This window comes from Porphyromonas somerae (assembly GCF_022845615.1).
Classification (GTDB): Bacteria; Bacteroidota; Bacteroidia; order Bacteroidales; family Porphyromonadaceae; genus Porphyromonas_A; species Porphyromonas_A somerae.
On record NZ_AP025559.1, the window covers coordinates 22,881 to 36,716 of the forward strand.

At 49.0% G+C, this 13,836-nt stretch carries 14 protein-coding genes and 1 pseudogene; 8 read left to right on the top strand and 7 right to left on the bottom strand.

The genetic code is table 11. From position 1 onward, the window contains the following. Nucleotides 1–158 precede the first annotated feature (158 nt). The gene (locus tag MWL85_RS00075; RefSeq protein WP_244400810.1) at nucleotides 159–1,379 is read left to right on the top strand and encodes a uracil-xanthine permease family protein; all 1,221 of its coding nucleotides are present in this window, start codon (nucleotides 159–161) and stop codon (nucleotides 1,377–1,379) included. A gap of 331 nt (nucleotides 1,380–1,710) precedes the next feature. On the opposite strand, the gene MWL85_RS00080 is transcribed toward MWL85_RS00075, so the two are convergent. Further along, on the bottom strand, nucleotides 1,711–1,953 hold the full coding sequence (locus MWL85_RS00080) for a Txe/YoeB family addiction module toxin (RefSeq protein WP_244400811.1): 243 nt from the start codon (nucleotides 1,951–1,953) through the stop codon (nucleotides 1,711–1,713). 109 nt (nucleotides 1,954–2,062) lie between these two features. Next, nucleotides 2,063–2,858: pseudogene (locus MWL85_RS00085) on the bottom strand (class I SAM-dependent methyltransferase). 163 nt (nucleotides 2,859–3,021) lie between these two features. Here MWL85_RS00085 and ppk1 point away from each other — a divergent pair. Genes ppk1 through MWL85_RS00120 form a run of 7 tightly spaced genes read left to right on the top strand, consistent with a single transcriptional unit; the run spans nucleotide 3,022 to nucleotide 9,201 of the window. Beyond that, nucleotides 3,022–5,202: a polyphosphate kinase 1 gene (gene ppk1, locus MWL85_RS00090; RefSeq protein WP_244400812.1), complete on the top strand. Its 2,181-nt coding sequence runs from the start codon at nucleotides 3,022–3,024 to the stop codon at nucleotides 5,200–5,202. 22 nt (nucleotides 5,203–5,224) lie between these two features. After that, nucleotides 5,225–5,845, top strand: coding sequence for a riboflavin synthase (locus tag MWL85_RS00095; protein ID WP_021902878.1), 621 nt, complete (start codon nucleotides 5,225–5,227; stop codon nucleotides 5,843–5,845). Further along, complete coding sequence (locus tag MWL85_RS00100; RefSeq protein ID WP_244400814.1) at nucleotides 5,842–6,393, top strand: nitroreductase family protein; 552 nt, start codon at nucleotides 5,842–5,844, stop codon at nucleotides 6,391–6,393. The genes MWL85_RS00095 and MWL85_RS00100 overlap by 4 nt, the downstream gene beginning before the upstream one ends. A 13-nt stretch (nucleotides 6,394–6,406) precedes the next feature. Continuing rightward, nucleotides 6,407–7,765 carry a histidine--tRNA ligase gene (gene hisS, locus MWL85_RS00105; RefSeq protein WP_244400815.1) on the top strand — a complete coding sequence of 453 codons (1,359 nt, stop codon included), beginning with the start codon at nucleotides 6,407–6,409 and terminating at the stop codon, nucleotides 7,763–7,765. A 3-nt stretch (nucleotides 7,766–7,768) separates the two neighbouring features. Beyond that, complete coding sequence (locus tag MWL85_RS00110; RefSeq protein WP_244400817.1) at nucleotides 7,769–8,515, top strand: acyl-[acyl-carrier-protein] thioesterase; 747 nt, start codon at nucleotides 7,769–7,771, stop codon at nucleotides 8,513–8,515. A 1-nt stretch (nucleotide 8,516) separates the two neighbouring features. Beyond that, nucleotides 8,517–8,753 carry a ribbon-helix-helix domain-containing protein gene (locus MWL85_RS00115; protein ID WP_244400819.1) on the top strand — a complete coding sequence of 79 codons (237 nt, stop codon included), beginning with the start codon at nucleotides 8,517–8,519 and terminating at the stop codon, nucleotides 8,751–8,753. Next, nucleotides 8,746–9,201 carry a nucleoside deaminase gene (locus MWL85_RS00120; protein ID WP_018029018.1) on the top strand — a complete coding sequence of 152 codons (456 nt, stop codon included), beginning with the start codon at nucleotides 8,746–8,748 and terminating at the stop codon, nucleotides 9,199–9,201. The genes MWL85_RS00115 and MWL85_RS00120 overlap by 8 nt, the downstream gene beginning before the upstream one ends. 76 nt (nucleotides 9,202–9,277) lie before the next feature. Here MWL85_RS00120 and nqrF read toward each other — a convergent pair whose 3' ends face one another. Genes nqrF through MWL85_RS00145 form a run of 5 tightly spaced genes read right to left on the bottom strand, consistent with a single transcriptional unit; the run spans nucleotide 9,278 to nucleotide 13,833 of the window. After that, on the bottom strand, nucleotides 9,278–10,531 hold the full coding sequence (gene nqrF, locus MWL85_RS00125) for an NADH:ubiquinone reductase (Na(+)-transporting) subunit F (RefSeq protein WP_021902884.1): 1,254 nt from the start codon (nucleotides 10,529–10,531) through the stop codon (nucleotides 9,278–9,280). 32 nt (nucleotides 10,532–10,563) lie between these two features. After that, nucleotides 10,564–11,178, bottom strand: a complete 615-nt coding sequence (gene nqrE, locus MWL85_RS00130) for an NADH:ubiquinone reductase (Na(+)-transporting) subunit E (RefSeq protein WP_018029020.1) — start codon at nucleotides 11,176–11,178, stop codon at nucleotides 10,564–10,566. 45 nt (nucleotides 11,179–11,223) lie between these two features. Then, nucleotides 11,224–11,856 (bottom strand): NADH:ubiquinone reductase (Na(+)-transporting) subunit D, encoded by a 633-nt coding sequence (locus MWL85_RS00135; RefSeq protein ID WP_018029021.1) that lies wholly within the window; start codon nucleotides 11,854–11,856, stop codon nucleotides 11,224–11,226. A 9-nt stretch (nucleotides 11,857–11,865) separates the two neighbouring features. After that, a complete protein-coding gene (nqrC, locus tag MWL85_RS00140; protein WP_018029022.1) occupies nucleotides 11,866–12,567 on the bottom strand; it encodes an NADH:ubiquinone reductase (Na(+)-transporting) subunit C in 702 nt (233 codons plus the stop codon). 48 nt (nucleotides 12,568–12,615) lie between these two features. After that, nucleotides 12,616–13,833, bottom strand: coding sequence for an NADH:ubiquinone reductase (Na(+)-transporting) subunit B (locus MWL85_RS00145; protein ID WP_244400821.1), 1,218 nt, complete (start codon nucleotides 13,831–13,833; stop codon nucleotides 12,616–12,618). Nucleotides 13,834–13,836: the final 3 nt, after the last annotated feature.

Here is a 13,836-nt window from a genome sequence, read left to right on the forward strand (position 1 = left end):
GTCCTTACCCCATAGTGCTCCGATAAATACCACTCACAAGATTCTTCTAATGCGTCACCTTTGGAAAAATAGAGGGTTGGAGAGTTGGTACAATGGCGGTGATTAGGTAGATTTGTAGAGTTTTAATTGGTATTAACCTTTCAAATGTCTCGCGAGCTATGTCTACTTCGCCTATTGACCAACTCAGTCCCACACGCCAGGTAGTGGTGGGTGTGCAGTATCTTTTTGTTGCCTTTGGAGCCACTGTCTTGGTGCCGCTACTGGTGGGGCTTGACCCTTCGGCTGCCCTCTTTTCGGCAGGTATTGGCACGCTTATTTTTCACTTGGTAACGAAAGGTAAGGTGCCTATCTTCCTCGGTAGTAGCTTTGCTTTCATCGCTCCGATTGTGAGTGCTACGGAGCTCTATGGATTAAGCGGGGCCCTTTTGGGAATTGCGGGCGTTGCCTTTGTCTACTTTGTGATGTCGGCACTCATCAAGCTTTTTGGTACTAAGTTTATCAATCGTCTCTTTCCTGAGGTGGTGATTGGTCCTGTGATTATGCTGATTGGGCTTTCGCTCTCTAGTTCGGCGGTGAAGATGGCGGAGGGGAATTGGCCTTTGGCGGCGATTTCATTGGCGACGGCCATTGTGGTGACGCTTTATGGGCGAGGGCTGATTAAGTTGATCCCGATCTTTTGTGGGATCATTGTGGGGTATTTGGTGGACCTGATCTTTTTTGATATTGACTTTAGTGGTATTCAGGCGGCTAGCTGGTTTTCGCTTCCACAGCTGACCTTTCCCGAAAAGTTTAGCTGGGCACCGATTATCTATATGATCCCAGTGGCGATTGCTCCTGTGATTGAGCACATTGGGGATATCTATGTGGTGAATAGCGTGACGGGTAAAAACTTCGTGAAGGATCCTGGGCTGCACCGCACAATGCTGGGTGATGGCTTGGCCTGCTTGGTCGCTTCGTTTCTTGGTGCCCCTCCTGTGACTACCTATTCGGAGGTGACAGGTGCGATGTCGCTGACAAAGGTGACGGCCCCTCGGGTGCTGAGGATTTCGGCTGTTACGGCGATTGTTTTCTCTATGATTGGCAAGGTGAGTGCTTTCCTGAAGAGTATTGATTCGGCGATCTTGGGCGGGATTATGCTACTGCTCTTTGGTACTATCGCTGGTGCGGGGATCAATAACCTCCTCAATAGCCGTGTGAATCTCTCTAGTCCTAGGAATATTGTGATCATCTCTGTGACTCTCACGACTGGTATTGGCGGGGCGGTGCTGAGTATGGGCCGCTTTACACTCGGTGGTATTGGCCTATCAGCGATCATCGCGGTGCTCCTCAACCTGATCCTCCCCGAGACCGAAGCCGACCGTCGGCCTAAGGAGCAGTAACGATTGAAGGACCTCGGAGAGGTCCGATTTGTCGTAGCCCCCGTGTCGGAGGGCATAGCCCGAACGACCGGGGGAATAAATGTAAGCCACACGCAATATTGACCCCTTGCGGGTCGGACAATAGGAGCTAGGACATCAAAATTAATCCTAGAATAGGTTGTCCGACCCACAAGGGGTCGATGGTTTTGGTCGCCTTATTTACCCCCATTCATCGGCTCTACGAGCCTCGAATGGGGGCTACGACAAATCGAACCTCCTGCGGAGGTCCTTATTCATAGACACCCCGCTAAAAACCATACGGTCAGAACTTCTAATGCGTAAGCCTTGAGGGTTACTTGTCGTAGTAGTGCCCCATAGCTGATAATACAAGTACAAGGATCTTATCCTCTTTGATGGTGTAGAGCAGCCTATTTTTCTTATCAATTCTACGAGACCAAATGCCTTCTACCCCTTTCAATTGCTCGGGCTTCCCTGTTCCTGTGGTTGGGTGTTCTTCAAGTTCGCTTAATAAGCTCTCTATTTTCTTAAATAGCCCCCCATTCCATTTGCTATGCTCTGCTTTTTTTGCTTGCAAAGACTCTTTATCTATGGCAAAGATAGAGGATATCTCCGAACAACTTTCTCCTCTATTATTGATTCTTCCCAATCAAGAAAAAAGAAGTTGACATTGAGCATAAGAAAGACTACTCTCCTGCCGACCTTAAAAAATAGAAACACGACGTTGTAAAGAAATTGCGGATATATGGAATTGCTCCAATTACGGCATATAATTTTCGAGGACGCAGTTGGAATTTCACCTCATAATGAGGATTGATGAAATAGAATGTTCTGTCAATGGCTTCAAAACCTTCCTTTCTCATCGTGCTCTCAAATAATTCTATTGAACATTTGGTTTGCTTGATATTCAGCAATTCCCTGACACACCCTTCATCCTCTTTCCAAGCCCTTAGTATCCACTCATAAAATGAAGTTGGAAGCAGGTGGAAGAATGGCAGATGTGATAGGAAGCGGCTTCTGCATATCTGCTGATGTCCACCGAATGGCATCTGCCAAGCAGGAAAGGACATGAAAATCTTCCCCCCCCCCCCCCCCCTGTTTTAACAGCTGTTTACACTTGCGCATAAATTTCTCCTTATCGTCTATATGTTCTATCACATCATGGCATATAATTAAATCGAATTGATGCTTGAGTTCCTCCAACAGGAATACATCGGAAGCAATGAAACGCCCTTTTGCTCCATTCTCTTGGAAAAACTTTCTTGCGTCCTTTATCCGTCCCTCTGCCATGTCCACACCCACGACATCGCAACCCATGCATGAGAAAGGTAGGAGATTTCCACCGTCTCCACAACCTATTTCCAACACTTTCATTCCTTTCTCCACCTGCTTGTACTGTTGAATGTAAGGAATGAAATACTTCTTGCTTGTAGTTGCAAGTTCATAGAAATACTGTCTTCTGTTAAGTTGTCTTGACTGCATCGCTCTTCGTATACTATTAGTTCAAGTGCAAAGATTGTACTTACTGCAAACATACGCATAATAAATAAGATCAAAAAGAGCTTTGCGGGAGTTCCATTCAGATTATAGCTAAAGTTTTAGTAAATTTGTGGAGGTAGTTATTTATTAAATGGTTTGATGACTTATGGAGGGTAAGAAGAGGAGATATTTTGATAGGGACATCAGTTGGCTCGCTTTCAATAAGCGGGTGCTGCTGGAGTCTCTGGATAAGAGTGTGCCGATTTACGAGCGGATCAGCTTTCTCTCGATATTTTCATCGAACCTTGAGGAGTTTTACCAGGTGCGTGTGGCGAGTAATCGCATGGCACTGAAGCGGGCTATCCAAAAGGGGGATAAAGACGAGGTACGCCTAAAGCGTGAGAGCTTTAAGGCACTGACCGATGAGGTGAAGTCGCAGGAGGAGCTATTTCGGCAAGCGTGGGAGGAGGTGATGGTGCCAGACCTCTTTGAGGCGGGGGTGAAGGTCTTTACCCATGCGGAGGAGTTTACTGGTAAGATACGTGCTTTTGTAGAGCACTATTTTGAGGAGGAGGTCTTTCCGTACCTTCAGCCGGTGCTGGTGAGTCCCAACCTTATGAATGTCTTTGTACGAGATAAGCGAATCTACCTTGCAGTCTATGTGCGACGCCATTCGGATAGCAAGAAGCGGGTCTTTATGATTAAACTACCCTTTACCAAGGCTCCTCGCTTCTTGCGACTACCCGACTTTGAGGGTCGTTACTCCTTTACCTTTTTGGACGAAGTGGTGCGTGCTGGTCTGGATAAGATCTTTGTGGGCTACGACGTGCTTGGCTCTTATAGCTTTAAGGTCTCCCGTGATGCCGATATAGAGCTTGATGAAGGGGCGGGCGGTATTGACCTGGCGGAGCATATAGAGGAGCAGATATCTAAGCGTAAGACTGGTGCGGTGACGCGCCTGCAATTTGATGATATGATGCCGGCGGTGGTGCTGGAGCAATTGGTCCAATCATTGAAGCTAGGGCCAGAGGTGTTGCTACCAAGTCGCCGTCATCTACAACTACAAGACCTTCGGAAGCTACCCAATCCGATTGGCCCTGAATATGAGCAGCAATACCATGCACCTATCCCTCACTACAGATGGGATCAGTGCCCAAATAAGTTGGATCACCTCCTGAGGCAAGACGAAGCGATCTTTGTGCCCTATACCAGTTTTGATTACCTTCTGAGCACACTGCAGGCGGCTTCTACCGACCCTCGGGTGAGGGGAATCAAGCTAACGCAGTATCGCGTGGCGGAGGATTCGGAGGTAATCGATGCTCTGATAAAGGCGGCTACACAAGGTAAGGAGGTGACGGTCTTTGTGGAGCTGAAGGCGAGATTTGATGAGGAGAATAATCTGCAAACCGCTCAGCGGATGATCCGCCACGGCGTCAAGATACTCTACTCTCTGCCGGGGCTTAAGGTGCATGCCAAGACTTGCTTTATAGAGTTTCACCCAGAGGCGGTGCCAGGGAAGTGTGGCATTGCCTGCTTTAGCACGGGCAACTTTAATGAAAAGACAGCGAAGATCTACTCGGATGTGCTGGTCTTTACCAGTCGGCAAGAATTGGCTTACGATCTTTCGCAACTCTTTCTCCTCTTGGAGCAGGGCGATACCACGCATACCTTTGAGCATCTACTCGTGGCTAGCTACGGTATGGTGGAGCAGATCTACCAATTGATCGACTATGAGATTGCCGAGGCGAAGGCGGGGAGAAAGGCACGAATGGTCCTCAAGATGAATTCAATAGAGGAGCAAGGGGTGATTAATAAACTCTATGAGGCGTCGGAGGCGGGAGTGGAGATTGACCTCCTAGTTCGTGGTATCTGTAGGGTAATCCCTGGTCAGCCTTTTAGTCAAAATATCCGGGTGATACGTCTGCTGGATATCTACCTAGAGCATGCCCGTATCTGGTACTTTTACCACGGGGGTGAGGAGCGCGACTACGTCTCTTCGGCCGATTGGATGACCCGTAACCTCTACCGAAGGATAGAGTGTGGTGCCCCAGTTTTGGCTCCCGAGATCAAGGAGTTCTTAGGGAAGGTATTGGACCTCTGCCTCAGTGACAATGTGAAGGCTACCTATCTATCTTCCGATCTGGAGAATATCCCCAAGCGTGACCATCCTGAAAAGGCTATTCGGACGCAAGAGGAGATGTATCGGGTGGTGAAGGATTTTAATCATCTGCCCCCTTTCACTACTTGTCACCTACCAGAGGAGCAGGTAAAAGTGCCTAGCCTAGAGCGTACCCCTCGTACCAAACAGAGCTGGCTTGGGCAGCTGATTTTTGGACAAAAGAAGTAATCAATTGATAGAGAAATAAGATATGTTTTCAGGAATAGTAGAAAGCACAGCCACTGTAGTGAGAGTGGTGAGAGAGGAAGGAACGGAGAATGTACACTTGACCCTTACGGCCCCTTTCGTGGAGGAGCTGAAGGTGGATCAGAGTATCTCGCACAATGGTGTCTGCCTTACTGTAGTGGCCATTGACTTGGAGGAGCGTAGCTACACCGTTACGGCGATACTCGAGACGCTACAGCGCTCCAATCTAGGTGACTTGAAGCCTGGGGACTTGGTCAATCTGGAGCGAAGCATGACGGTAGGTGGTCGACTGGATGGCCATATTGTACAAGGTCATGTGGATACTACTGGAGTATGTACAGAAATACGTGAGGCGGAGGGAAGCCACTATTTCCGCATTGAGTACAGTGTGCCCAAGGAGATGGCTCTGCGTGGCTATATGACGGTAGAGAAGGGCTCTGTCTGTGTCAATGGGGTGAGCCTCACGGTGGTGAATTCTACGCCCAATAGCTTTGAAGTGGCAATCATCCCTTATACCATCGAGCATACCAACTTCAAGACTCTTGAGGTGGGTAAAAGGGTCAATCTGGAGTTTGATATCATCGGCAAATACCTTGCCCGCATCATAGAGATTCAGCAATCATGAGCCTACAGGATTTAGCAGCCACTCGGCAGAGTGATCGGAAGTACGATGAGAGTCGCCCTGTACCTAGAGAGGTGATTGAGCGTATCTTGGAGGTGGCCCGCTTGGCTCCCTCGGCTACCAACTCTCAGCCGTGGCACTTTATCGTGGTTGATGACCCTACAACTCGTGCTGAGGTGGCGGCGACACTCACAACCCCTTTGGTACCAGGAATGAATAAGTTTGCAGCGACGGCACCCGTCCTCCTAGTATTGGTGGAGGAGTCGCCCAATGCAGCTGGCAAGGCAGGTTCGCTCCTCCTCAATAAGCACTTACCTGCGTATGATATAGGAATTGTGGCTAGCTACATCACCCTTGCGGCACGTGAGGAGGGACTTGGTAGCTGCATCATGGGGTGGGTCAATGAGCGTAAGCTCCGCAAAGTACTAGGGGTGTCGAGAGGCAAGAAGCTCCCTCTAGTGATCTCACTTGGCTACTCGGTTCAGGAGCTCAGAGCCAAGAAGCGTAAACCCCTCTCGGAGCTCCTTTCTTACAATAAATATTCAAAATAAATAGAGATAGACTATGGCACAAAAACCCTCAATACCTAAAGGGACGCGTGACTTCTCACCTGAGGAGATGGCGAAACGCAACTATATATTTGATACCATTAAGAGTGTCTACCACACCTATGGATTTAGGGAGATAGAGACCCCCGCAATGGAGAATCTCTCGACCCTTACCGGTAAGTATGGCGCGGAGGGGGATAAGTTGCTCTTCCGTATCCTCAATAGTGGGGATAGCCTAAAGGAATTTAATCGGGAAGAGTTGCTTACGATTGACCCAGCCGAGTTTGCAGCTCGTGCATGCGACCGAGGGCTACGCTATGACCTCACGGTGCCTTTTGCCCGCTATGTGGTGCAGCACCGCAATGAGATCACCTTCCCCTTCCGTCGCTTCCAGATACAGCCAGTATGGCGTGCCGATCGACCTCAAAAGGGGAGGTATAGGGAGTTCTTTCAGTGTGATGCCGATGTGATTGGTTCTGACTCCCTTCTTCATGAAGTGGAGCTCACTCGTATCATTGATACGGTCTTCCACCGTCTCAATATCTCCGTTACTATCCACCTGAATAATCGCAAGTTGCTCACGGCTATTGGTGAGACTTTAGGAATTGAGAATATCATTGACCTCACTGTGGCCATTGATAAGCTAGATAAGATTGGTTGGGAAGGGGTTCGCTCGGAGTTGCTCTCCAAGGGAATTACCGAGGCGGCGTGCGACCAGCTACACCCTATCCTCAACTTTGAGGGCTCTAATGAGGAGAAGCTACAAAAGATGAGTGGCCTCTTTGCCCAAAGTGAGGTGGGGCAGAAAGGGATAGAGGAGCTGAGCTATATCTTTGAGATGCTACAGCTCACACCGCTCTATAATAAGGTGGTTCTTGACCTTTCGCTCGCTAGAGGATTGGACTACTATACTGGTACTATCTTTGAGGTGAAGGCTAATGATGTGGAGATTGGTAGCATCACGGGAGGTGGTCGATACGATAACCTCACTGGCGTCTTCGGACTAGATGGTGTGAGTGGTGTGGGGATCTCCTTTGGTGCCGACCGTATTTTTGATGTGCTGAATCAGCTAGACCTTTATCCAAAGGAGGCTACTTCGGGTACCCGTCTGATGTTTGTCAACTTTGGGGATAAAGAGGTGCGCTATATCCTTCCTCTCCTCACTCTGATGCGCAAGGAGGGAATCGCCGTAGAGCTCTATCCCGAGGAGGCAAAGCTCAAGAAGCAGATGAGCTATGCCAATGCCCTTCAGATCCCTTACGTCGCTTTCGTTGGTGAGGAGGAGGTGCAAAATAAGACCATCACTCTGAAGAATATGGAGAGTGGCGAGCAAAGTGCCCTTTCGCTAGATGCATTGATTGCTAAGGTGCGATAGAAAGTGGAGACGATCTCGGATCATAAACTGAGTATGCAGCTGGAGCTGTGGCCGTTTCACCTTGACCTGAGGGGGCGGTACCCGCTGAGCCAATTGGTGAGTAGGATGATCCATGTGGCAGGTGAGCATGCTACTCACTTCGGCTATGGAATTGACCACTTGATGGCACACGGAGCTAGCTGGGTACTTAGTCGTATGAGTATCCGATTTTTCCACCCTATAGGGGTGGACCCACTCACCATCACCACGGGAGTGACGGACTGGGTGGGTATATCTACCGATCGTGTCATTACCTTGGAGCAGGGAGGTCGGCTGGTGGCAAGTGCCTTTACCAAATGGATAGGGATTGATATTCGGAAGCGAATGCCACTGCCTATCGATACCCTACTCACGGACCGCTCTGTCCGATCTTCATTCCCCGACCTGGAGCTTCCCGAGATTCCACGCCGCCTTATGGATCGTGAGATGACTGCGAAGCTCCGCTCTGTCTACTTCCACAAGGTACGCTACTCCGACTTGGATATCAATAGGCACGTCAATTCCTCTGTCTGGATCTCTCTCGCCATGGATGCTCTCCCCATTGCTCATATCATAGAGGAGGAGCTGGCAGAGGCTCATCTGAGGTTTGTAAAGGAAGCGCGACTGGGTGATGAACTTCTGGTGAAGCACTACTCGGAGGGGCCGGTAGACTATGTCCAAATAGAGCATGAGGAGGCGGTCTGTTTCCAACTAATGATAGTGAGAAAGTAGGATGGCAAAGACGAAGAAAAAGATCAAACCGCCAATGGTAAAGCAGGATCCACGCACGGAGAGGGTCACTATCCTTTTCTCAAAGGAGGAGGAGAAGATGATCAATTACTATGTGAAGAAGTACAAGTACAGTAGTCGCTCAGCTCTGATTCGGAAGATTGTGATGACCCATGTGCTGGGGGAGCTCAATGCCAATTATCCTACGCTTTTTGACCAAGATCTCTCTGATGATGACTGAGCAACCTATTGCCCCTTTTTCGGATCAATACTTTATGCAGCAGGCACTGCAGGAAGCCCGACTTGCCTATGAGGCTGAAGAGGTACCTATCGGTGCGGTGATTGTCTCTCGCGATACGGTGATAGGGCGGGGGCACAACCTTACAGAGACGCTACAGGATGTCACTGCCCATGCCGAGATGATCGCCCTTACGGCGGCTCAAAACTATCTAGGCAGCAAGGTGCTGCCCGATTGTACACTCTACGTGACGGTGGAGCCGTGTGTGATGTGTGCCGGTGCTATCCGCCATAGCCGCCTTATGCGAGTGGTGTGGGGAGCAGACGAGCCCAAGACGGGCAATACACGCTTTGCCGATGATATCCTTCACCCCTCTACCCTAGTTACCCGTGGTGTCCTAGCTGAGGAGTGTGCCTCTCTAATGCGTGACTTTTTCCGTCATCGCCGATAAATTGCGGCAATAAAAAACAATCGGGCGTCGCTGAACTATCAGCGACGCCCGATTGTTTTCAATATTGATCAGGGAATCAACCGAAGTCATCAAAGAAGATGCTTTCGCGTGATACGCCTAGATCGTCGAGCATCTTCAGTGCAGATGCGGCCATAGGACCAGGACCACACATGTAGTACTCAATATCCTCAGGAGCTGGATGATCCTTGAGGTAATGATCGTAGATCACTTGGTGGATAAAGCCAGTATAGCCTGTCCAATTGTCCTCTGGCAGAGCTGCCGATAGTGCAATGTGGAAGGAGAAGTTAGGGAACTCCTTCTCTAGCTTACGGAAGTCTTCCTCATAGAAGATCTCCACCTTGGATCGAGCACCATACCAGTAAGACACCTTACGCCCTGTCTTGAGGGTGTTGAATAGGTGCAAGATCTGTGCACGGAGTGGTGCCATACCTGCACCACCACCGATATAGAGCATTTCGGCATCGGTATCCTGAATATGGAAGTGACCATAAGGGCCCGACATCATCACCTTATCTCCAGGTTTTAGGCTAAAGATATAGGTGGAGGCGATGCCAGGAGGCACCTTCATCCAACCACCATTCTTGCGGTCAAATGGAGGGGTAGCGATACGTACGTTGAGGGTGATGATGTTACCCTCTGCAGGATAGTTGGCCATAGAGTAAGCACGTACAGTCTCCTCGGTATTCTTACCGGTCAGACCCCACATATTAAACTTATCCCACTCAGCCTTAAAGGGCTCCTGAATCTCCATATCGGAGTACTTAACGTCGTACTTCGGAATCTTAATCTGTGCGTACGAGCCAGCCTTGAACTCCATGTGCTCTCCCTCAGGAAGCTTCACTACAAACTCCTTGATAAAGGATGCTACGTTGCGGTTGGAAATCACCTCGCACTCCCACTCCTTCACACCAAAGACCTCCTCAGGTACCTTGATCTTAAGGTCTTCTTTTACCTTTACTTGGCAGGAGAGACGGTAGTGGTCGTTGATCTCTTTACGGGTAAAGTGAGGCTTCTCTGTAGCGAGAATCTCACCGCCACCATCTACCACTTGGCAGCGACACTGCCCGCAGGTACCTTGTCCACCACAGGCACTTGAAAGGTATACCCCTTGATTTTGTAGCGTGGTGAGCAGGCTACCACCTTGTGGTACTTCTAGCTTCTTGTCATCGTTGACGGTAATGGTGACATTACCCGAGGCTACTAGCTTGGATTGTGCTAGCAGCAATAGTACCACGAGCAACAGTATGGTCACTAGGAACACCACTGTGCTGACGATTATCGTGGTTGTTGAAATTGCTAAGAATGTCATTATAATATTCGCTTATTAGATATTTCGTTTCCTTAAATGCTGAGCCCTGAGAAAGCCTGGAAGGCGATACCCATCAGTGCTGTGATGATAAAGGCCATACCAAGACCACGGAGTGGCTTTGGAGTGTCGTTGTACATCATCTTCTCACGGATAGCGGCCAGACCTACAATAGCAAGTAGCCAACCAATTCCTGAACCGAAGGCATAAACTGCTGCTTCGCCGATATTGGGGAATGCACGCTGTTGCATAAATAGCGAGCCACCAAGGATGGCACAGTTCACAGCGATAAGGGGTAAGAAGATACCGAGCGAATTGTATAGCGAAGGGCTAAACTTCTCTACCGCCATCTCAAGGATCTGCACGAAGGCAGCAATCACGGCGATAAAGATGATCAGGCTAAGGAAGCTGAGATCCACCTCTGCAAGGCTAGGATCGATCCACTGAAGTGCTCCTGGCTTGAGTACATAATTCTCGAGTAGCCAGTTGAGTGGCAAGGTGAGTGTCAGTACTACAGTCACCGCTACGCCTAGACCCAGAGAGGTCTTGACATTCTTGGAGATGGCCAGATAAGAGCACATTCCAAGGAAGTAAGCGAAGACCATATTGTCCACAAAGATGGACTTGACAAATAGACTTAAATATTCCATATCTTAGATATTATCTATTGATGTTCGTGTATTCACTTACTAATATTAATTCTCCTCCTGAAGCTCAGGATTGATACTGCGGTGTACCCAAATGATCACTGCCACAAGGATCAGTGCCATAGGGGGTAGGATAAAGAGGCCGTTATTGACATAACCAGCATCGTAGAAGCTCTGAGGAATTACCTGATACCCTAGTAGTGTACCAGAGCCAAAGAGCTCACGGAAAAAGCCCACGATCACTAGGATTAGTCCGTAGCCAAGTCCGTTGCCAATTCCATCAAGGAAGGAGGGCCAAGGCTTATTGGTCATCGCAAAGGCCTCTAGGCGACCCATCAAGATACAGTTGGTAATAATCAGTCCCACGAATACCGAGAGCTGCTTATTCAGCTCAAAGGCATACGCCTTCAGCACCTCGCTCACGATGGTTACAAGGGTAGCCACTACCACCAGCTGTACGATCACACGAATATTATTGGGGATGGTCTTGCGGAGTAGTGAGATGATCACGTTGGCAAAGGCCACCACCACTGTTACAGAGAGTGCCATCACGATGGCTGGCTCTAGCTTACTGGTGACAGCAAGTGCCGAGCAGATACCCAGGACTTGTACCACCACAGGATTATTCTTGCTGATAGGGTCCAGCAAGGTTGCTTTATTCTTTTTATCAAATAGTGCCATAATGAGATGTTACTTTCTTAGAGTGTCTAGATAGGGTCGGTAGATCGAAAGGGAGTTGAAGAGCATATCATTGACTCCATTGGAGGTAATGGTACCTCCCGAGATGCCATCTACGCGGTCTTGTCCCTCTACCTTAGTGCTTTTCTTCACTACTGCGATGCTCTTGAAGTTGCCATCTTTGTAGATTTCAAGTCCCTCAAAGTGCTGTCTAAAGTGATCGTAGTTAGCGATCTCGGCACCAAGACCTGGTGTCTCACTCGCGTGGGAGAGATTGATTCCGTAGACTGTGCTAGCATCGTCGTCGAGGGCGATGTAGCCCCAGATAGGACCCCAAAGCCCAGCTCCGTGAAGGCCAAGTATGTACTTCGTGGCTCCATCAACGTCGGCTACAAATACAGGAGCTGTGCCGTCACCGATCTCTGCGAGGTCTTTAGTGAAAGCCTTGTCCTGAACATCCGTTCCCTCACTATCAGGTACGATCTGTCCATCCTTATCTATCAAGAACGCTTCCTTGATCACGGCATGGTATGTGGCAGGTACATCCTCAGGGTACAGCTTAAGTGCTGCTAGGATCTGTGCCATAGTGTCTTTATTGACATTCTCTGTCTGCTTATCCTTCAGTGCCTGTGAGGTAAAGGCAAGCCCTACTGCTACCAAGATCACCATGATAGCAGAGTAGAGAATGACGTAGGTATTACTATTTTTATTCATTGTCTTTTATTCCGTCTCTTACTTATATAAATAGGAGTGAACTCCCTTTTACCTACTCTCTACAGCTGCAGTGGCTGCTTTGGTACGCTTGAGTCGTCTCTGTACATTGGCGTCCACTACATAGTAGTCGATCAGTGGTGCAAAAATATTCATCAGCAAGATAGCCAGCATCATACCCTCTGGATAACCAGGGTTGAGGGCGCGAATAGATACAGCCAAGAAGCCAATCAATAGACCATAGATCCACTTGCCTGTCTCGGTACGAGATGAGGTGACTGGGTCGGTAGCCATAAATACAGCACCAAAGGCAAAGCCACCTAGAAGTATATGGTCAATGGCAGGAAGAAGCATCACCCCATTACCGCCGATCGCATTGTAAAGAAGAGCGGTAAGGAAGCCACCACCAAATACCGAAACCATCACCTTCCAGCTAGCCACCCCAGTGATGAGGAGCAGCAACGCACCAATCAAGATAGCAATGGTAGAGGTCTCACCGATAGAGCCAGGGATCAGTCCGATGAAATAGTCCATCGTACCGATAGGCTCTCCAATCGCATTGGTAATCATGGGAGTGCCCTCGGCTAGACCAGCTTGTCCGAGCGGAGTAGCACCGGTATAGGCATCGATTGTAGCGGCATCGCCACCCAAGCCAAAGGCCTTGCCTGTGCGAATGAATACGCTATCACCCGACATCTGAGCAGGGTAAGCAAAGAATAGGAAAGCACGGGTCACCAGTGCTACATTGAATATATTGTAGCCAGTACCACCAAATACCTCCTTAGCAAATACTACAGCAAAAGCAGTCGCCACTGCGATCTGCCAAAGTGGAGTCTCCACAGGGACAATCATAGGAATCAGCAGTCCCGAAACGAGGAAGCCCTCGGCAATCTCCTCGTGCTTGTATTGGGCCACCGCAAATTCAATGCCTAGTCCCACTACATAGCTCACAATGATCTGTGGCAGTACAGCTAGGAAGCCGTACCAGAAGATAGGCCAAAAGCCCATCTCTTGACCTGTCACCAAGTAGTGCTGGTACCCCACATTGTACATTCCGAATAGAAGTGCGGGGATCAATGCCAGTACCACTACAATCATCGTTCTCTTAGAATCGTTGGCATCGTGGATATGTACCCCACGCTTGCTCGTCGTATTAGGAACGAAGAGGAAGGTCTCAAAGCCCTCAAAGGTCGACCACAAGCCCGATAGCTTGCCACCCTTCTCAAAATTGGGCTTGATCTTGTCTAGATATTTTCTTAAACCGTTCAAAGC

Coding starts and splice junctions, on each gene's coding strand:
- nqrE (WP_018029020.1), bottom strand. CDS start 11,178: ATGGAATATTTAAGTCTATTTGTCAAGTCCATCTTTGTGGACAATATG.
- nqrF (WP_021902884.1), bottom strand. CDS start 10,531: ATGACATTCTTAGCAATTTCAACAACCACGATAATCGTCAGCACAGTG.
- hisS (WP_244400815.1), top strand. CDS start 6,407: ATGGCACAAAAACCCTCAATACCTAAAGGGACGCGTGACTTCTCACCT.
- MWL85_RS00100 (WP_244400814.1), top strand. CDS start 5,842: ATGAGCCTACAGGATTTAGCAGCCACTCGGCAGAGTGATCGGAAGTAC.
- MWL85_RS00075 (WP_244400810.1), top strand. CDS start 159: ATGTCTACTTCGCCTATTGACCAACTCAGTCCCACACGCCAGGTAGTG.
- nqrC (WP_018029022.1), bottom strand. CDS start 12,567: ATGAATAAAAATAGTAATACCTACGTCATTCTCTACTCTGCTATCATG.
- ppk1 (WP_244400812.1), top strand. CDS start 3,022: ATGGAGGGTAAGAAGAGGAGATATTTTGATAGGGACATCAGTTGGCTC.
- MWL85_RS00135 (WP_018029021.1), bottom strand. CDS start 11,856: ATGGCACTATTTGATAAAAAGAATAAAGCAACCTTGCTGGACCCTATC.
- MWL85_RS00095 (WP_021902878.1), top strand. CDS start 5,225: ATGTTTTCAGGAATAGTAGAAAGCACAGCCACTGTAGTGAGAGTGGTG.
- MWL85_RS00120 (WP_018029018.1), top strand. CDS start 8,746: ATGACTGAGCAACCTATTGCCCCTTTTTCGGATCAATACTTTATGCAG.
- MWL85_RS00115 (WP_244400819.1), top strand. CDS start 8,517: ATGGCAAAGACGAAGAAAAAGATCAAACCGCCAATGGTAAAGCAGGAT.